The sequence below is a fragment of the Streptomyces sp. NPDC033178 genome (genome assembly GCF_055577685.1).
This window is the reverse complement of the sequence record NZ_JBVIPT010000002.1, coordinates 414,717-431,600: the sequence shown is the minus strand read 5'-3', so window position 1 is coordinate 431,600 and position 16,884 is coordinate 414,717. Positions and strand designations below refer to the sequence as shown.

Here is a 16,884-nt window from a genome sequence, read left to right as displayed (position 1 = left end):
CACTTCGGCTTCGTGGGCTTCCCCTCGTCCATGCTCTCCCCACACCTGACCCGCGGCTCGACGCGTCGGCGGTCACCGCGGTTTGTCCACTCCGAGCCCGGGTTTCTACCGCGGGCACGGCCCATCCCTGGATTCAACCAGGTTCACGGGCCGCCGCGCAGAGGGCCGGTTCAGCCGGGGGAGGAAGGCGAGGGCGAGGCGGACGAGTCGGACGGCGGCACCAGTGGCAGCAGGGACGTCTCCAGCTCCGACGCCGTCGAGAACGCGGTCAGCGCCACCGGTGGGGCGGGGCTGAAGGGGCGTATGAGCGGGGACATGGCGGCGGCACCGGCCACCACGGGGGTGGTCAGCGCGTGCAGCGTGCGCGCGCCCTGCTCGGCGGGCGAGGGTGTGAGGGGCGCGGGCACCCCGGGCAGCAGCGGCGCGGACATCTCGGTCTGCGCGCCCCCCTCCCCGGTGAAGGAGCGCTGTCCCTGTGCGAGCAGCGGTGTGAGGGACCGGCGGCGCTGCGAGTCGGGGTTGGTCGCCCCGCCCGCGTTCGCCGTCCGCATCGGGGTCACATTGCTTCCTGAGCCCGACCCGCCGCGCGCGTCCGTGGTGTCCGTCGGCATGCCGGTCGACACCCCGCCGAGCGCGATCGCGGCGAGCGACACGGCACCGGCCGCGGCGGCCGCGAAGCGCAGTCCCCGTGAGGCCGAACGCTCGGCCTCACGCCGGCTTATGTCATGGATGCGGAATCCGCGCTGCTCGGAGGGCAGCACGGCGGCATGGGGGCCGGACGGCACGTAGCCGAAGGAGTCCGGCTTCATGCCGAAGGCTCCGGACGTGCCGAACCCTCCCCCGCCCAGCGGAGAACCGTCGCCGTCCGGGTCGCCTCCTCCGGGGAGTCCCTGCAGACGGGCCAGGAAACTCTCCGAGGGGGGTGGCGGAGCGACCTCCGCGAACACGTTCTTCAGTCGTCGCTGCTCGTCGGCCTCGGCTTTGCACTTCGCGCACGTGGCGAGGTGTGCGAGGACACGCTCGCGCGCCTCGTGACCGAGCTCGCCGTCCACGAGGGCGGAGAGCCGGTCTCCGAGGTGCTGCTCGGTAAGGGGCCGATCGGCAGGATTAAGCCGTGATCCACTCACGCGCTCGCGCCCCCTCCTCCCAGAGCGGGCACTCCGGTGACCGCGAAACCGCGGCGCTCGGCACGGGCCTCGGGCGAGCGGTGGGCGAGCGCCTTGCGCAGCTGGGAGCGGCCGCGGTGGATGCGGCTGCGGACCGTGCCGAGCTTGACGCCCAGGGTCGCGGCGATCTCCTCGTACGAAAGGCCTTCGATGTCGCACAGGACGACCGCGGCGCGGAACTCCGGGGCGAGTGTGTCGAGGGCCTGCTGGACGTCCGCGTCGAAGTGCGTGTCGTTGAAGACCTGCTGCGGGGAGGGCTCGCGGCTGGGCAGTCGCTCGGCCGCGTCGTCGCCGAGGGCGTCGAAGCGGATGCGCTGCTTGCGGCGGACCATGTCCAGGAAGAGGTTGGTGGTGATGCGGTGGAGCCAGCCCTCGAAGGTGCCCGGTGTGTACGTCGACAGGGAACGGAATACCCGGACGAAGACTTCCTGGGTCAGGTCCTCGGCGTCGTGCTGGTTGCCCGTCAGGCGGTAGGCGAGACGGTAGACCCTGGTGCTGTGCGTGCTGACGATCTCCTCCCAGGTGGGCGGAGTCCACGCCTGCGAGTCCGCGTCGGACGTGAAGGTCGCGGTCTGAGCGGAGTCAGCGATGGGGGTCCCCCCGTTCGGGCGCAGCCGAGAATGGGGGAGGAAACGGTCAGCGGTGTCGTTCACAGATTTCGGCTCACCCGCCGATCTGAGCAGGCGCCTCAGCACCCCTCCCCGATCCACAGGCGCAGCCGCACCTCCCCTGTCGGCTCTGGTGGTGTCCGGTGGAGCCCCTACCATAGCCACCTCGCCCGTTAGCTCCGGATAAGCGGTTTTACGAGAAATTGATACGCGCTCATATGGCTGCGTCAGCACTTGCTCGGTGTCCTGATCCATCTGCTACCCCCGCGTAGTTCTCCACCCCCTCTAAACGCCCGGTCCCATCTGCGGGTTCCCGGCGGCAACGGATACAGTCACGCCCAGGCAACCACGGGGACAGGAGAGGGCCATTACCGGCAACCGGCTGACGAGCTGGGCGTTCGCCGACGCCTTTGTCGCCGAGGACGAAGCACTGAACTGGGCCCGGGACCGGGCCCGGGACGCAGGGCTGCGCTCTGTGTCGCCCGGCACGGGCGCCGCGCTGCGACTGCTCGCCGCCACCGTGGACGCCAAGGCGGTCGCGGAGATCGGGACCGGCACCGGAGTCTCCGGAATGCATCTTCTGCACGGCATGCGGCCGGACGGTGTACTGACGACCGTGGATCCGGAGCCGGAGCACCAGCAGTTCGCCCGCCAGGCCTTCCGCGCGTGCGGCTTCGCGAGCAACCGGGCCCGCTTCATCCCGGGCCGCGCGCTGGACGTCCTGCCCCGGCTGGCGGACGCCGGCTACGACCTCGTCTTCTGCGACGGCGACCGTCTTGAGAGCCTCGACTACCTCGCTGAATCGTTGCGCCTGCTCAGGCCCGGCGGCCTGGTCGTCTTCGAGGGTGTCTTCGCGAACGGCCGGACCGTGGAGTCGGGCCCGCAGCCCACGGAGGTCCTGCGGCTGCGCGAACTGCTGCGCACGGTCCGCGAGAGCCAGGAGCTGATTCCCTCGCTCCTGCCGGTCGGCGACGGCCTGCTGTGCGCGGTCAAACGCTGATTCCGGCCTCTCGCCGAACTACCCCTGAACCCCTGCTGACCTGCGCGAACACGCATGGCATACGTCGCTGACGTACCCCTGAAAACCCACTGCCCCGGCATCACTTTGGATGCCGGGGCAGTGGACAGGTATGGTCGCGTTCCGCGTCAGCCGACGACCTTCTTGAGGGCGTCGCCGAGCGCGTCGGCCTCGTCAGGGGTCAGCTCGACGACGAGCCGACCGCCGCCTTCGAGCGGAACGCGCATGACGATGCCCCGCCCCTCCTTGGTCACCTCGAGCGGGCCATCGCCCGTCCGCGGCTTCATGGCCGCCATGCTCGTTCCCCTTCCTGAAACCAGCTCATCGTCGCCGACGGCCCCACTGAAGGGCACGCATCCTCTCGTCGGACACGCGTCACCGGCATCGAACACATTGCTTCCAGGCCATTATCCCGCATCTCAGGACCCGATGACCAACATCAGTCGGCATCGCTTGCGCAACGCGCTTGAGCAAAACCACTCAATTCGCCGAAGTGGCTGCGATACTGCGCCGCTGCCGCGCCGCTGCATGGACTTTCGGACGCCGGAATTCTTTGACGCAGGTCACATGTCCGAACCCCGCCGCCGCTCATGATCTCCGCCATGCTGTCCTCAGACCAGAACGTACCGACGGGTACGACGGAGCCGCGAACCGGAGGGGACCCCCATGGCCGACACCGTGCTCTACGAGGTGAGCGACGGACTCGCGACGATCACGCTCAACCGCCCCGAGGCGATGAACGCGATGAACATCGAGACCAAGGTCGCCTTCCGCGAGGCGGCACAGGCGGCCGCGGCGGACGACTCCGTACGGGCCATCCTGCTCACCGCCTCCGGCGACCGGGCCTTCTGCGTGGGCCAGGACCTCAAGGAGCACATCGGCGGGCTGACGGCGGCGCGCGAGTCCGGTTCGGGCGAGGGTGTCATGAGCACCGTCCAGGAGCACTACAACCCGATCGTGCGGGCCCTGACCGGGGCGGCGAAGCCGGTCGTGGCGGCGGTCAACGGGGTCGCGGCCGGCGCCGGCTTCGGTTTCGCCCTCGCGGCGGACTATCGCATCGTCGCCGACACGGCTGCCTTCAACACGTCGTTCGCCGGGGTCGCGCTGACCGCCGACTCCGGGATCTCGTGGACGCTGCCCCGGGTCGTCGGGCCTTCGCGGGCCGCGGATCTGCTGCTGTTTCCGCGCAGCATCACCGCCCAGGAGGCGTACGAGCTGGGGATCGCCAACCGGATCGTGCCGGGCCCCGAGCTTGCCGCCGAGGCGGTGAAGGTGGCTCGGGGGCTGGCCGAGGGGCCGACGCTGGCGTACGCCGCGCTCAAGGAGTCTCTTGCCTACGGGCTGACCCACTCGCTGGAGGAGACCTTGGAGAAGGAGGACGAGTTGCAGACGCGGGCCGGGTCCTCCGAGGACCATGTGATCGCTGTGCAGGCGTTCGTCGACAAGGAGAAGCCGAAGTATCTGGGGCGGTGACGCTTCGCCGGATCGGGCCGGTTCACAGACTGCCGGCCCGGTGGAGGCTTGTCGCGCCCACGCGGCGGAGCCGCATGTCGATACAGCCCCGCGCCCCTGGAGGGCGCGCCTCAGTGGGGTCTTGCCACGCAGTCCTGCAAGTGGTCGTTGACCAAGCCGCACGCCTGCATCAAGGCGTAGGCCGTTGTGGGGCCGACGAAGCGGATGCCCTGCTTCTTGAGGGCCTTGGAGAGGGCTGTCGACTCGTCGGTGACCGCGGGGACGTCGGCGAGGGCCTTCGGGGCCGGGCGGGTCGCCGGGTCGGGGGCGAAGGACCAGATCAGCTCGTCCAGCTCACCCGGGGCCCACTCCGTGAGTATGCGCGCGTTGGCCACCGTCGCCTCGATCTTGGCGCGGTTGCGGATGATGCCGGGGTCGGCGAGGAGGCGCTCCTTGTCGGCGTCCGTGAACGTGGCGACCTCGGAGATCTTGAAGCCCGCGAAGGCGGTACGGAAGCCCTCGCGGCGGCGCAGGATCGTGATCCAGGAGAGACCCGACTGGAAGGCCTCCAGGCACAGCCGCTCGTACAGCGCGTCGTCGCCGTGGACGGGGCGGCCCCACTCCTCGTCGTGGTACGCCACGTAGTCCTCGGTGGACAGGGCCCAGGGGCAGCGCAGGGCACCGTCGGGGCCCTTCAGGGCGTCGCTCACCGGTGGTCCTCCTCGTCGGGCTTCTCCAGGGAGGTGGACCGGGCCGCGTGGGCCGCTCCGGCCAGCGCGGCCTCCAGGTCGGAGATCCGGGCGTCCCGCTCGGCCAGCTCGGCGCCGAGGCGGCCCAGGGCGTCGTCCACGTCCGCCATGCGGTAGCCGCGCATCGTGAGCGGGAAGCGCAGGGCCTCCACGTCACCGCGGTGCAGGGGGCGGTCCAGGGGCAGCGGATCCTGGAGGCGCTCCGGCGGGGTCTCGGGGAGGGCGCCGCTCTCACCGCCGCCCACCACGGAGAGAGTCACCGCGCCGACCACGACGACGAGGGCGACGACCAGGAACAAGAACATGAACATCGCTGAGGTACCCCTTCTATTGTGCTGTGCCTCCGGGGCGCCTCAGCCGGAGGCGAGGGGACGATCGTGCTCGACCCTCCGGGCCTCCGCGCGCTCGTTCCCTCGCCTCCGGCGCGCCCCTCCGGCTCCGCCACACTCTGGTGCCGACGCGGACGCGTCGGCGCGGAAAGTATCAGGCTCCGATCGTGCCATGCGACTCTGACAGTTAGGGTCGCAGGCGGCGGAACGCCGACATCCGTTGCCAACTACTGGGAGAGGTCACAGGGGATGCTCAGGCTGGGCAGGCGCGAGTTCGAGGCGCACGAGCCGGTGATCATGGCGATCGTGAACCGGACCCCGGACTCCTTCTACGACCAGGGCGCCACCTTCCGCGACGAGCCCGCGCTCGCGCGCGTGGAGCAGGCGGTGTCCGAGGGCGCCGCCATCATCGACATCGGCGGGGTCAAGGCCGGGCCGGGCGAAGAGGTCACGGCCGAGGAGGAGGCGCGGCGGACGGTCGGCTTCGTCGCCGAGGTGCGGCGCCGTTTCCCCGACGTGATCATCAGCGTCGACACCTGGCGGCACGAGGTGGGCGAGGCCGTGTGCGAGGTGGGGGCGGACCTGCTCAACGACGCGTGGGGCGGGGTCGATCCGCGGCTCGCGGAGGTCGCCGGGCGGTACGGGGTGGGGCTGGTGTGCACGCACGCCGGTGAGACCCGGCCTCGGACCCGTCCTCACCGCATCGCGTACGACGACGTCATGGCCGACATCCTGCGGGTGACGCTGGCGCTGGCCGAGCGGGCCGTGGAGGCGGGGGTGGCGCGGGAGTCCGTGCTCATCGATCCCGGGCACGACTTCGGGAAGAACACGCGGCACAGTCTTGAGGCGACGCGTCGTCTTGGGGAGATGGTGGAGACGGGGTGGCCCGTGCTGGTCTCCCTGTCCAACAAGGACTTTGTGGGTGAGACGCTCGACCGGCCGGTGAAGGAGCGGGTGGTCGGGACGCTCGCGACCACCGCCGTGTCTGCGTGGCTGGGGGCTCAGGTGTACCGGGTCCACGAGGTCGCCGAGACGCGGCAGGTCCTGGACATGGTGGCGTCGATCGCCGGCCATCGCCCGCCTGCCGTCGCCCGGCGGGGGCTGGCGTAGGGCCTTTTTCGCCCCCGCCGCCCCTACCCATTCCCGTCCCTTCCTCAGGGGCTCCGCCCCCGAACCCCCGCTCCTCAAACGCCGGAAGGGCTGACTACTAGCCCGTCCGGCGTTTGAGGACGAGGCCGTTCAGGCCGAAAGGGGGGTCTGGGGGCGCAGCCCCCAGGGGACGGGACGGGTAGGGGCGGCGGGGGCGAGAAAAAGGCAGGCCCTACCTCCCCGCCTCCTTCGACACCAGTGCCACCGCCTCGTCCACGTCGTCCGTGAGGTGGAAGAGGAGGAGGTCCTTTTCCGAGGCCTTGCCCTGGGCGATCAGGGTGTTCTTGAGCCAGTCGACGAGGCCGCCCCAGTACTCCGTACCGAAGAGGACGATCGGGAAGCGGGTGACCTTCTGGGTCTGGACGAGGGTGAGGGCCTCGAAGAGTTCGTCGAGGGTGCCGAGGCCACCGGGCAGGACCACGAACCCCTGGGCGTACTTCACGAACATCATCTTCCGCACGAAGAAGTAGCGGAAGTTGAGGCCGATGTCGACGTACTGGTTGAGCCCCTGCTCGAAGGGCAGCTCGATGCCGAGCCCGACCGAGATGCCCTTCGCCTCGCAGGCGCCCTTGTTGGCGGCCTCCATGGCACCGGGACCGCCGCCCGTGATCACGGCGAAGCCCGCCTCGACCAGTCCGCGCCCGAGCGCGACCCCCGCCTCGTACTCCGGAGAGCCCGCAGGCGTCCGCGCCGAGCCGAACACGCTGATCGCGGGCGGGAGTTCGGCCAGCGTGCCGAAGCCCTCGATGAACTCCGACTGGATGCGCAGCACCCGCCAGGGATCGGTGTGGACCCAGTCCGACGGCCCGCCCGCGTCCAGCAGCCGCTGGTCCGTCGTGCTCGCCTGCACCTGCCCCCGCCTGCGCAGCACGGGGCCCAGCCGCTGCTCCTCCGGTGGCCGCTTCTTGCCCTCCGGGTTGCCAGTAGCCATGTCCGCTCCCTTCACGCGTGCGGGTCGTTCCACCCCAGCGTAGATCTACGCGGGTTACGGAGGGGGGACGCCGACATGTCCGCCATGAACCGCCGTCAGGTACGGGTCAGGCGGTCAGCCATGCCCTCAGCCGCTCCTCGCCCGCGAGGATCTTCGCGGTTTCCACCCTTTCGTCCCGTTTGTGTGCCAGATGCGGGTTTCCAGGGCCGTAGTTGACGGCCGGGACGCCGAGCGCGCTGAAGCGGGAGACGTCCGTCCAGCCGTACTTGGGCTGGGGGGTTCCCCCGACGGCCTCGATGAAGGCGGCGGCCGCGGGGTGGGAGAGGCCGGGCAGCGCCGCGCCGCTGTGGTCGTCGACCACGAACTCCTCGACACCGCAGTCGGCGAAGACCTCGTGGACGTGGGCCAGGGCTTCGGCCTCCGTGCGGTCCGGCGCGTAACGGAAGTTGACGGTCACCACGCATTCGTCGGGGATGACGTTGCCCGCCACCCCGCCCGAGATACCGACGGCGTTGAGGCCCTCGCGGTACTCCAGGCCGTCGATGACCGGGTAGCGCGGCTGGTAGGAGGCGAGGCGCGCGAGGATCGGGGCGGCGGCGTGGATGGCGTTGGAGCCCATCCAGCTGCGCGCGGAGTGTGCCCGCTCGCCCTTCGTCCTCAGCAGCACCCGCAGGGTGCCCTGGCAGCCGCCCTCGACCTGCCCGTCGGACGGCTCCAGGAGGACCGCGAAGTCGCCCTCCAGCCACTCCGGGTGTGCCTCGGACACATGCTTCAGCCCGTTGAGGTGTGCGGCGACCTCTTCGTTGTCGTAGAAGACGAAGGTGAGGTCGCGGTTGGGGGCCGGGACCGTGGCCGCGATCCGCAGCTGGACGGCGACGCCCGACTTCATGTCGCAGGTGCCGCAGCCCCACAGCACTCCGTCCTCGTCGAGGCGCGAGGGCACGTTGTCGGCGATCGGGACCGTGTCGATGTGGCCGGCCAGGATCACGCGCTCGGCCCGGCCCAGGTTGGTACGCGCGACGACGTTGTTGCCGTACCGCTCGACCGTCAGGTGCGGCAGGGCCCTCAGCACGCCCTCGATCGCGTCCGCGAGGGGCTTCTCGGTGCCGCTCTCGGAGGGGAAGTCGACGAGCTGCGCGGTGAGCCGGGCGGCGTCCAGGGCGAGGTCAAGTTGGGTGTCGGCCATGGCGTCGACCCTAACGCGAGGCGGGTCCCGGCCCGGTTTGTGGCCTGATACCTCTGCCGTCACCGGCTTGTCCACAGTCCCACAGATGGCGGACAGTACTCTCCAGTACCTTGTACGCGTGCCAGAGCCGTCCCCCACCTCCGCCAGGTCCGTACGCCGTGGCCGTCTCCTCCGCTCCGGAGCCGCCTTCGCCGTGCTGCTCGCCCTCGCCGGCTATCTCGCCGTGCAGTACCTGACAGGGAGCACAGGAGAACCGAAGTGCACGGTCGTCTCCGGCAAGGGCGACGGAGCGTCGTACCGGTTCACGGCGGAACAGGCGGTGAACGCGGCGACGATCACGGCTGTCGGCACCAACCGCGGCGTGCCCCAGCGCGCCGTCACGATCGCCCTCGCGACGGCCCTCCAGGAGTCCGCCCTGCGCAACATCAGCCACGGCGACCGTGACTCGCTGGGCCTGTTCCAGCAGCGGCCGTCGCAGGGCTGGGGCACCGAGAAGGAGATCCTGGACCCGGCGTACGCGGCGGGCGAGTTCTACGAGCACCTGGAGAAGGTGCCGGACTACACGAAACTGCCGCTCACCGTCGCCGCGCAGCGCGTCCAGCGCAGCGGCTTCCCGGAGGCGTACGCGAAGCACGAGCCGGACGCCACGCTCCTCGCCGCGGCCCTGACCGGGCGCGCGGCCGCCACCTTCACCTGCGAGGGCCGGCCGAGCACACCGCTCGAGGGCCCGGACGCGGTGCGTGCCGCGCTCGTACGGGACTTCGGGCGCGACGCGTTCCAGGAGACCGGCGCCGAAGTGGCCGCCACACCCTCGGCCTCCCCGTCGGCCTCGACGGCCGTACCGTCGACCTCGTCGACCGGTACGAGCGGCCCCGGCGGCACCCGCACCGTGACCGTCGCCGTCCCGAAGACCCCGGCCGCGCAGGGCGGAGAGCGGCGGCGCGGCTGGGCCCTGGCGCACTGGGCGGTGGCCAACTCGTCGGCGCTGCACGTCGAGCGCGTCTCGTACGCGGGCCGGGCGTGGACGGCCGGGAGCACCCGGAGCGAGTGGCGCGACGAGCCGGGTGCGAGGAACTCGACGGGCGAAGTCCGAATCGTCACCGGGCAGTAGTACGGGCCTTCACCCGTTGGGGGCATGCCCGGCGCGGCATGTCGACGGCCGCCCAGGTATTTCCTCCGGCCCTTCCCGCGCCTCTCGCGAATGCGCCAAATCCCTTGGGATCAAAGGGCCGTAACCATTCGGCAGACTTTCTCACCGGGCGTTCTTTGCCCGGGTTTCTCCACAGCTGATAATGCGACACATTGCCAACTCTTTACGTTGGACCACCGCAACCTTCGCGGACTTCGAGCGGTAGTCACTGCGTCCGAGCCCGGAACGATCAACAGCCGGTCGATCGACGGCAGACCGACAGCCAGTCGGTCAACTGCCGGGCACGGCACGACACTTCACCGTTCTCTTCCGTCAAAGGAGCATCATGTCCCTCCCCCTGACCCGCCGGATCGCCCGTGCCGCGCTGCTCGTCGCAGCGGGAGCGGCAGCCGGGGTCGGTGCGGCCGGCTCCGCGAGCGCGGCCGAACTGCCTGCCACCCCCGACCTCGGCGGGCTGTCCGCGCTGGACAACGCGGGCACGACCGTCGACGGCGCCGCGCAGAACGCCACCGGGCTCGCGGGCAACGCGGGCAGCAAGGCCGTCAAGAAGGCTGTGCCGATCGCGGGCAAGACCGGCGGCAAGGCCGTCAAGACCACGACTCCCGCCGCGCAGAAGACCGCCGGGGACGCCGCCGGGACCGCGGGTGAGGTGCTCGGTGACGCCGCGGGCGCCACCGGTGGTGGGTTGCCGACCGATTCCGTTGCCAAGGGTGGGCTGCCCGGGGCGGAGCAGCTGCCGCTTCAGGGCCTGCCGCTCGGCTAGTCACTCCGGGAGCCGTACGGCGAAGGGGTCCAGGGAGTTTCTTCCCTGGGCCCCTTCGCTTGTGTTCCCTCTTGACCGGTGAGTCGGCGGGTGCGGGCGCGCCGTGGCCGGTCGCGCAGTTCCCCGCGCCCCTGAAAGCCCACTCCCACGCAGACAGTCAGGTCAAGCGGGATACCGCTGCCGCTACCCGGTCGTCCGTCGCCGTCAGTGCCACGCGGACGAACTTGTCGCCCGCCGGGCCGTAGAAGTCGCCCGGGGCCACCAGGATGCCCAGGTCGGCGAGGTGGGCGACGGTGTCCCAGCAGGGCTCGTCCCTGGTGGCCCAGAGATAGAGGCTGGCCTCGCTGTGTTCGATGCGGAAGCCGTGGGCCAGGAGGGCGTCGCGCAGGGCGGTGCGGCGGGCCGTGTAGCGGGCGCGCTGCTCCTGGACGTGGGTGTCGTCGGAGAGGGCGGCGACCGTCGCGGCCTGGGTGGGCGCGGAGGTCATCATGCCGCCGTGCTTGCGGACCTGCAGGAGGTCACCGAGGACCGCGGGGTCACCGGCCAGGAACGCCGAGCGGTAGCCCGCCAGATTGGACCGCTTCGAGAGCGAGTGGACCGACACGATCCCCTCGTACGAGCCGCCGCACACCTCGGGGTGCAGGACCGAGACCGGGTCGGCCTCCCAGCCCAGCTCGATGTAGCACTCGTCGGAGAAGACGAGGATGCCGTGCTCGCGCGCCCAGGCCACGATCCGGGTGAGTTCCGGAAGGGAGAGCACCCGGCCGGTCGGGTTCGACGGGGAGTTGAGCCACAGGAGCTTGAGACCGGTGGGGTCCAGGTCTGTCGGATCGTCGTAGTCGACGTAGTCCGCGCGGGCCAGGCGGGCGCCGACCTCGTACGTCGGGTAGGCCAGGCGCGGGTAGGCGACCCGGTCGCCGGGGCCCAGGCCCAGCTGCGTGGGCAGCCAGGCCACCAGTTCCTTGGAGCCGACCACCGGTAGGACGTTGCGGTGGGTGAAGTCCCGTGCGCCCAGCCGTCGCTCGCACCAGGCCACGAGGGCGTCCCGCAGCTCCGGGGTGCCCCACACCGTGGGGTAGCCGGGCGAGTCGGCGGCCGCGACCAGGGCTTTCTGGATCAGGTCGGGCACCGGATCGACCGGGGTGCCGACGGACAGGTCGACGATGCCGCCCGGGTGAGCGGCGGCCGTCGCCTTGAAGGGCTCCAGCTTGTCCCAGGGGAAGGTGGGAAGCCGGTCGGAGACTGCGGACACGGGTTCTGGCTCACTTTCTCGTACGGACGGGAGCGTCCGCACGGACGGGTGGCACGTACGGCAAACGCCTCGGTCCCGTACGGCGGCAGGCCGTACGGGACCGAGGCGGCGCTTCTACCGCCGGGCGGGGCCCCGGCGTCGCTGGGCGAGGCCCCCGGCGTACGTACCGCTTACTGGTTCTGCGGCGGCAGCGCTGCGACGAAGGGGTGGTCGCGCTCGATGAGTCCCAGCTTGCTGGCACCGCCGGGCGAGCCGAGCTCGTCGAAGAACTCGACGTTCGCCTTGTAGTAGTCCTTCCACTCCTCGGGAGTGTCGTCTTCGTAGAAGATCGCCTCGACCGGGCAGACCGGCTCACAGGCACCACAGTCGACGCATTCGTCCGGGTGGATGTACAAGGACCGGGAGCCCTCGTAGATGCAGTCGACCGGGCACTCCTCGATGCACGCCTTGTCCTTGACGTCGACACAAGGCTGCGCGATGACGTAGGTCACGCTGTCGTTCCTCCTCGATAGGGCGCTGGCGAGCCGTCTTCAGGCCCCGCCACCTGGCGCGCGGGAGCGCGGCGTCGTCGATGCCCGCACCTAGTATCTCCGTTCTTGGGCATGATCCGAACAGGAGGGTTGGACTGAGCTGTGGAATTCTCCGCACACTTCCGTCTCGAAGTCCGTGTTACCCCCGCTGACGTGGGGAAACGCGTCTCGGTGCGACGGTTGCGCGAAGACCCTCCTGAGGGTGAGAAGTTCACCGACACGGTTGGCGTTCTCACATCATGGGACGACGGTGTGCTGCTGATCACACGACGGTCCGGGGAGAGCGTCCGTATTCCGGAATCGGCGCTGGTGGCGGGCAAGGTCGTGCCGGCCGCGCCCGCTCGGCGGAGGGGCCCGGCCGCCTCCTACGAGGAGCTGGCGCGGGTCGCCGCCCGGGCCTGGCAGCCGGTCGAGCGGGAGCGGCTCGGCGAGTGGGAGCTGCGGGCCGCCGCGGGGTTCACCCGGCGGGCCAACTCGGTGCTGCCGCTCGGCGACCCGGGCGTCCCGCTGGACGACGCGCTGTCGCTCGTACGGGAGTGGTACGCGGCCCGGGAGCTGCCCGCGTACGTGCAGACCGCGACCGGGGCCGAGGGCACGCAGGAGCTGCTGTGCGCGGAGCTGGAGGCGCGGGGGTGGGTGCGCGAGGTGACCGCGGAGATGTGGATCGGCAGGCTGGCGGCGATCGGTGATCTGCCGGACCCCGGACCGGACCGGCCCGTCGTGCTGGCGCGCGAGGCGGACGAGGCGTGGCTCGGCCGCTACCAGCGCAAGGGCGTGAGCGAGGTGGCCCTGGAGGTGCTGGGGAGCGGGCCCTCCGTGTGGTTCGCGACCGTGCCCGGCGCCGAGCCGGGCATACCCGCGGCGATCGGCCGCTGTGTGATCGACGGACGCTGGGCCGGTTTCGCGGCGGTGGAGGTCGATCCGTCCCTGCGCCGTCAGGGCCTGGCCACCACGGTCATGACCGCCCTGGCCCGCCGGGCCCTTTCCGAGGGTGCCTCGGCGGCATGGCTCCAGGTGGAGGCGGACAACGCGGGCGCCCGGGCCCTGTACGCGGGGATGGGCTTCGCGGCGCATCACGCGTACCACCACTACCTCGGGCCCGCGGCAACGGGCGGCGGGAGCTCTGGGGGCGCCGACGAACACGTCGGTCGCCTCCCCGGCGGCGAAATCGGTGGCGGAGCCTCAGAGCGGTATCGATCGGTGTGAAAGGGCACGAGGCAGCTATGCGTCCTCTTCATCCTCCCGGGCCCGAGCGGAGCGCCGAGTGGCGGCGGCGGTTCGGCGACGAGGCGCGGGCCGAGCGGCCCGACCTGTCGGCGTTGTGTCTGCTGGTGGGTGCCCAGGCGGACGGGGAACTGGACGAGACCGGGCTGGACGCGGCGCAGATCGAGCTGGACCGGCTGGCCGGGGAGCTGCCGTTCCGGCCCGGCGGACCGCGGTCCTGGGCAACGGCGCTCGCCGAGCACCTCGGCAGCCGCTGCGGGTTCCGGGGTACACCCGGTGACTATCAGCGACTGGACTCCTCGCTGCTGCACGAGGTGCTGCGGCGGCGGCGAGGGCTGCCGATCCTGCTGTCGGTGGTGTGGATGGAGGTCGCGAGGCGGGCGGGGGCCCCGGTGTACGGGGTTGCTCTGCCGGGGCACTTCGTCGTCGGGTTCGGGCCGCCGGAGCAGCAGGTACTCGCCGATCCCTTCGACGGGGGCCGGGTGCTGACCGGGACCGATGCCGATCTGCTGGTGGCCGGTGCGACGGGGGCGCCGCTGGATCCCTCGATGCTGTCGCCCGCCGATCCGCTGGACGTCGTGCTGCGGATCCTGAACAACATCCGCGCCTGGGCCGCTGCCCGGCCCGAGCGCTCCGATGTCGCGCTCTGGGCCGTCGAGCTTTCACTGCTGCTGCCGTCCCATCCCGCCCGTCTTCGGTACGACCGGGCGCAACTGCTCGTCGGGCGGGGGGACTTCCTCGCGGGGGCGACGGAACTCGATGCGTACGCGGAGGTGGTGGCCGCCGTTGACGAGCCTGCCGCCGATCGGGTTCGGCGGCAGGCCCGGGCCGCCCGGGCCATGCTCAACTGAGATGCCTGACGGGGCCTTACAGCCAGCCCTTCTCCCTCGCGATCCTGACCGCCTCCGCCCTGTTCCGTGCCGCCAGTTTCTGGATCGCGGTGGAGAGGTAGTTGCGGACCGTGCCGTGGGACAGGTGGAGGGCCGTTGCCAGGTCTGCGTTGGTGGAGCCGTCGGCCGCCGCGCGGAGTACCTCGCGTTCGCGGTCGGTCAGGGGGTTGGCGCCCTCGGCCAGGGCGGCCGCGGCGAGTGCGGGGTCGATGACGCGTTCGCCGGTGAGGACCTTGCGTATCGCTTCGGCGAGTTGGGCGGCGGGGGCGTCCTTCACCAGGAAGGCGTCGGCGCCCGCCTCCATGGCGCTGCGGAGGTAGCCGGGGCGGCCGAAGGTCGTGAGGACGACCAGCTTGAGCGCGGGAAACTCCCGGTGGAGCTCGGCAGCCGCCTCGATGCCGGTGGCGCCCGGCATCTCGATGTCCAGGAGCGCCACGTCCACGTCGTGCCCGCGTACGGCGGCCAGCACCTCGTCGCCGCGGGCGACCTGTGCCACCACGTCGATGTCGGGTTCGAGGCCGAGCAGGGCGGCCAGCGCCTCGCGGACCATCGACTGGTCCTCGGCGAGCAGGACCTTGATCGTTCGGCTCATGCCCCGGATCCTACGGCCGCGGTGACCGCGGGAACGCGGGCCAGCAGCCGGAATCCGTGCCGTGCGCTCCCCGCCTCCAGCTGCCCGCCCACCTTCTCCAGCCGCTCCCGCAATCCGGTCAGCCCGTTGCCCGGACCGCTGTCCGCGCCGCCGCCGTCGTCCTCCACGCTCAGCTCCAGCACCGGCCCCTCCAGCGTCTGGCGCCGCACCAGCTCGACCGTGCAGCGCCGGGCCCCGCTGTGGCGTACGACGTTGGTGACCGCCTCGCGCAGCGCCCAGGCCAGTGCGGACTCGGTCTCCGAGGCGACGCCCGTGAGGTCCGGTTCGGCCGGCAGTTCGGCCGTGATGCCCGCCGCCGTGAGGGCGACCCGCGCGCCCGCGAGTTCGCCGGGCAGCCGGGGCCGCCGGTAGCCGGTGACCGCCTCCCGGACGTCGACCATGGCCTGCCGGCTGACGTTCTCGATGTCGGCGACCTGGTGGGCCGCCCTGTCGGGGTGCTCGGGCAGCATCCGGCCCGCGAGCTCGCTCTTCAGCGTGATCAGCGAGAGCGAGTGGCCGAGCAGGTCGTGCAGGTCGCGGGCGAGCCGCAGCCGTTCCTCGTTGGCGGCGAGCTGGGCGACGGTGGCGCGGGCCTCGCGCAGTTCGACGGTCGTACGGATCAGGGTGCGGACGCCGACCATGGAGAAGCCGCCGAGGAGCGCCGGGAGGAGCAGCGAGGCCAGGTACTCGTTCCCCTCCGGTACGGAGAGGGCGATCACCGTCATCAGCGCGGACACGCCCGGGACGGTCAGCCGGGCGAACCGCGGTGGCAGTGCCGCGCCGGACGCGACCGAAACGTACACGAACAGGACGAGCCACTCGCGGCCGAGGGTGAGTGAGAGGACCGACGACTGGGCCGCGAGCACGGCCAGCGAACCGAGGACGACCCCGTTGGCCGCGCCCCGTCCGGCCCGGAAGACCAGGGCGAAGTACCAGGCGACGAAGGCCACCAGGCCGACGGCGCCCAGGACGCGGACGCCGTCGCTGTGCCCGCCGTGCAGCAGGTCGCTCACCGGCGCGCTCAGATAGGCGAGCCAGATGCCGGTCCAGAGGAACTTGACCGCTCTCTGCCTGTTGTTCTGCGGGCGCTGCCCGATGCCGATCTCCACGCCGCTCACGCCTTCAGCGTGTCCTTCCTGTACAGCCAGGCCGCGCCGCCCGCGAACAGGACGAAGGAGACGGCGAGGATGGCGAGGTCCTGCGCGTGCGGGGCCCGGCTCTGTTCGATGGCCTGCCCGAGGGCAGCGTACGCGTGCGTGGGCAGCCACTTGGCGATGTCCTGCAGCCAGTCGGGGAAGGTCGTCGTCGGCATCCACAGTCCGCCCAGCATGGACAGACCGAAGTACACGATCATCGTGATCGGGCGGACCGCGTCACCGCTCGCCAGGTAGCCGATGGCGACGCCGAGCGCGGCGAAGACGAGGCTGCCGGCCCAGATCGCGCCGGTGAGCGCGAGCCACTGCCAGACGTCCAGACGTACGTCCTTCACGGCTGCCGCGACCACGAAGACGACGACGATCGACGGCAGGCTGATCACGGCCGCACTCGCGGTCTTCGCGAGGACGTAGCCGCGCCCCGGCAGTGTGGTGAGCCGCAACTGCCGTACCCAGCCGCTCTCCCGCTCCTTGGCTATGCGCTCGCTGTTGCCCATGAGGACGGCGGTCAGGGCGCCGAAGGAGGCCATGGAGACCATGAAGAACGTCGGCAGGGTGAGCCCGGTGCCGTCGACCTCGGTCGTACTGTCGGCGCTGCCCGCGATCAGGAGGAACAGGGCCGAGGGGTAGATCACCGAGAAGAACAGGAACTTGCGGTTGCGCAGGGCGCGGGTGATCTCCAGCTTGATCAGACCGTTCATG

The 16,884-nt window shown here is 71.1% G+C and carries 19 protein-coding genes; 7 read left to right on the top strand and 12 right to left on the bottom strand.

Translation table 11 applies throughout. The features are described 5' to 3' along the window. Positions 1-170 precede the first annotated feature (170 nt). Together ACZ5VQ_RS05825 and sigE are read right to left on the bottom strand one after the other, a co-directional pair. A complete protein-coding gene (locus ACZ5VQ_RS05825; RefSeq protein WP_469103846.1) occupies positions 171-1,127 on the bottom strand; it encodes an anti-sigma factor family protein in 957 nt (318 codons plus the stop codon). Further along, positions 1,124-1,861 carry an RNA polymerase sigma factor SigE gene (gene sigE / locus ACZ5VQ_RS05820; RefSeq protein ID WP_469103845.1) on the bottom strand — a complete coding sequence of 246 codons (738 nt, stop codon included), beginning with the start codon at positions 1,859-1,861 and terminating at the stop codon, positions 1,124-1,126. Before sigE ends, ACZ5VQ_RS05825 begins: the two co-directional genes overlap by 4 nt. 214 nt (positions 1,862-2,075) lie before the next feature. On the opposite strand from sigE, the gene ACZ5VQ_RS05815 reads away from it, so the two are divergent. Continuing rightward, on the top strand, positions 2,076-2,774 hold the full coding sequence (locus ACZ5VQ_RS05815) for an O-methyltransferase (RefSeq protein ID WP_469104073.1): 699 nt from the start codon (positions 2,076-2,078) through the stop codon (positions 2,772-2,774). Positions 2,775-2,920: 146 nt separating this feature from the next. Here ACZ5VQ_RS05815 and ACZ5VQ_RS05810 read toward each other — a convergent pair whose 3' ends face one another. Further along, positions 2,921-3,088, bottom strand: a complete 168-nt coding sequence (locus ACZ5VQ_RS05810; RefSeq protein WP_003966491.1) for a DUF3117 domain-containing protein — start codon at positions 3,086-3,088, stop codon at positions 2,921-2,923. A gap of 370 nt (positions 3,089-3,458) precedes the next feature. Between ACZ5VQ_RS05810 and chcB the strand changes: the two genes are divergently transcribed. Further along, positions 3,459-4,265 (top strand): 2-cyclohexenylcarbonyl CoA isomerase, encoded by an 807-nt coding sequence (gene chcB / locus ACZ5VQ_RS05805; protein WP_469103844.1) that lies wholly within the window; start codon positions 3,459-3,461, stop codon positions 4,263-4,265. A 110-nt stretch (positions 4,266-4,375) separates the two neighbouring features. Here chcB and ACZ5VQ_RS05800 read toward each other — a convergent pair whose 3' ends face one another. Next, positions 4,376-4,954 carry a DNA-3-methyladenine glycosylase I gene (locus ACZ5VQ_RS05800; protein WP_469103843.1) on the bottom strand — a complete coding sequence of 193 codons (579 nt, stop codon included), beginning with the start codon at positions 4,952-4,954 and terminating at the stop codon, positions 4,376-4,378. Next, a complete protein-coding gene (locus ACZ5VQ_RS05795; RefSeq protein ID WP_469103842.1) occupies positions 4,951-5,304 on the bottom strand; it encodes a DivIVA domain-containing protein in 354 nt (117 codons plus the stop codon). Before ACZ5VQ_RS05795 ends, ACZ5VQ_RS05800 begins: the two co-directional genes overlap by 4 nt. Before the next feature lie 267 nt (positions 5,305-5,571). Here ACZ5VQ_RS05795 and folP point away from each other — a divergent pair, with 267 nt between their 5' ends. Continuing rightward, positions 5,572-6,432, top strand: coding sequence for a dihydropteroate synthase (folP, locus tag ACZ5VQ_RS05790; protein WP_469103841.1), 861 nt, complete (start codon positions 5,572-5,574; stop codon positions 6,430-6,432). 211 nt (positions 6,433-6,643) lie between these two features. Here the strand turns inward: folP and ACZ5VQ_RS05785 are convergent, their stop codons facing one another. Further along, positions 6,644-7,402, bottom strand: a complete 759-nt coding sequence (locus tag ACZ5VQ_RS05785) for an LOG family protein (protein WP_469103840.1) — start codon at positions 7,400-7,402, stop codon at positions 6,644-6,646. A 106-nt stretch (positions 7,403-7,508) separates the two neighbouring features. Beyond that, positions 7,509-8,588 carry a succinyl-diaminopimelate desuccinylase gene (dapE, locus tag ACZ5VQ_RS05780; RefSeq protein WP_469103839.1) on the bottom strand — a complete coding sequence of 360 codons (1,080 nt, stop codon included), beginning with the start codon at positions 8,586-8,588 and terminating at the stop codon, positions 7,509-7,511. A gap of 118 nt (positions 8,589-8,706) precedes the next feature. On the opposite strand from dapE, the gene ACZ5VQ_RS05775 reads away from it, so the two are divergent. Together ACZ5VQ_RS05775 and ACZ5VQ_RS05770 are read left to right on the top strand one after the other, a co-directional pair. Then, positions 8,707-9,699, top strand: coding sequence for a VldE C-terminal domain-containing protein (locus ACZ5VQ_RS05775; protein ID WP_469103838.1), 993 nt, complete (start codon positions 8,707-8,709; stop codon positions 9,697-9,699). A gap of 364 nt (positions 9,700-10,063) precedes the next feature. Then, positions 10,064-10,501 (top strand): ATP-binding protein, encoded by a 438-nt coding sequence (locus ACZ5VQ_RS05770; RefSeq protein ID WP_469103837.1) that lies wholly within the window; start codon positions 10,064-10,066, stop codon positions 10,499-10,501. 157 nt (positions 10,502-10,658) lie between these two features. Here the strand turns inward: ACZ5VQ_RS05770 and ACZ5VQ_RS05765 are convergent, their stop codons facing one another. Next, positions 10,659-11,753 (bottom strand): bifunctional succinyldiaminopimelate transaminase/glutamate-prephenate aminotransferase, encoded by a 1,095-nt coding sequence (locus tag ACZ5VQ_RS05765; RefSeq protein ID WP_469103836.1) that lies wholly within the window; start codon positions 11,751-11,753, stop codon positions 10,659-10,661. Positions 11,754-11,923: 170 nt separating this feature from the next. Then, the gene (gene fdxA / locus ACZ5VQ_RS05760; RefSeq protein ID WP_019058397.1) at positions 11,924-12,244 is read right to left on the bottom strand and encodes a ferredoxin; all 321 of its coding nucleotides are present in this window, start codon (positions 12,242-12,244) and stop codon (positions 11,924-11,926) included. A gap of 141 nt (positions 12,245-12,385) precedes the next feature. Here fdxA and ACZ5VQ_RS05755 point away from each other — a divergent pair, with 141 nt between their 5' ends. Together ACZ5VQ_RS05755 and ACZ5VQ_RS05750 are read left to right on the top strand one after the other, a co-directional pair. Continuing rightward, positions 12,386-13,489, top strand: coding sequence for a GNAT family N-acetyltransferase (locus ACZ5VQ_RS05755; RefSeq protein ID WP_469103835.1), 1,104 nt, complete (start codon positions 12,386-12,388; stop codon positions 13,487-13,489). A 17-nt stretch (positions 13,490-13,506) separates the two neighbouring features. Further along, positions 13,507-14,358: a transglutaminase family protein gene (locus ACZ5VQ_RS05750; protein WP_469103834.1), complete on the top strand. Its 852-nt coding sequence runs from the start codon at positions 13,507-13,509 to the stop codon at positions 14,356-14,358. Positions 14,359-14,374: 16 nt separating this feature from the next. Here the strand turns inward: ACZ5VQ_RS05750 and ACZ5VQ_RS05745 are convergent, their stop codons facing one another. From ACZ5VQ_RS05745 to ACZ5VQ_RS05735, 3 genes are read right to left on the bottom strand one after another with little or no spacing between them, the layout of a single operon-like run. After that, entirely contained in the window at positions 14,375-14,989 is a 615-nt protein-coding gene (locus tag ACZ5VQ_RS05745; protein ID WP_469103833.1) for a response regulator, read from the bottom strand. After that, entirely contained in the window at positions 14,986-16,146 is a 1,161-nt protein-coding gene (locus ACZ5VQ_RS05740; protein ID WP_469103832.1) for a sensor histidine kinase, read from the bottom strand. The genes ACZ5VQ_RS05745 and ACZ5VQ_RS05740 overlap by 4 nt, the downstream gene beginning before the upstream one ends. Then, on the bottom strand, positions 16,143-16,883 hold the full coding sequence (locus ACZ5VQ_RS05735; protein ID WP_362081500.1) for an ABC transporter permease: 741 nt from the start codon (positions 16,881-16,883) through the stop codon (positions 16,143-16,145). The genes ACZ5VQ_RS05740 and ACZ5VQ_RS05735 overlap by 4 nt, the downstream gene beginning before the upstream one ends. Position 16,884 lies beyond the last annotated feature (1 nt).

Bases quoted from the DNA above. Each gene is read 5' to 3' on its own strand.
- ACZ5VQ_RS05810 (WP_003966491.1), bottom strand. From the start codon at position 3,088: ATGGCGGCCATGAAGCCGCGGACGGGCGATGGCCCGCTCGAGGTGACC.
- folP (WP_469103841.1), top strand. From the start codon at position 5,572: ATGCTCAGGCTGGGCAGGCGCGAGTTCGAGGCGCACGAGCCGGTGATC.
- ACZ5VQ_RS05745 (WP_469103833.1), bottom strand. From the start codon at position 14,989: ATGAGCCGAACGATCAAGGTCCTGCTCGCCGAGGACCAGTCGATGGTC.
- ACZ5VQ_RS05795 (WP_469103842.1), bottom strand. From the start codon at position 5,304: ATGTTCATGTTCTTGTTCCTGGTCGTCGCCCTCGTCGTCGTGGTCGGC.
- ACZ5VQ_RS05770 (WP_469103837.1), top strand. From the start codon at position 10,064: ATGTCCCTCCCCCTGACCCGCCGGATCGCCCGTGCCGCGCTGCTCGTC.
- ACZ5VQ_RS05750 (WP_469103834.1), top strand. From the start codon at position 13,507: ATGCGTCCTCTTCATCCTCCCGGGCCCGAGCGGAGCGCCGAGTGGCGG.
- chcB (WP_469103844.1), top strand. From the start codon at position 3,459: ATGGCCGACACCGTGCTCTACGAGGTGAGCGACGGACTCGCGACGATC.
- ACZ5VQ_RS05735 (WP_362081500.1), bottom strand. From the start codon at position 16,883: ATGAACGGTCTGATCAAGCTGGAGATCACCCGCGCCCTGCGCAACCGC.
- dapE (WP_469103839.1), bottom strand. From the start codon at position 8,588: ATGGCCGACACCCAACTTGACCTCGCCCTGGACGCCGCCCGGCTCACC.
- ACZ5VQ_RS05785 (WP_469103840.1), bottom strand. From the start codon at position 7,402: ATGGCTACTGGCAACCCGGAGGGCAAGAAGCGGCCACCGGAGGAGCAG.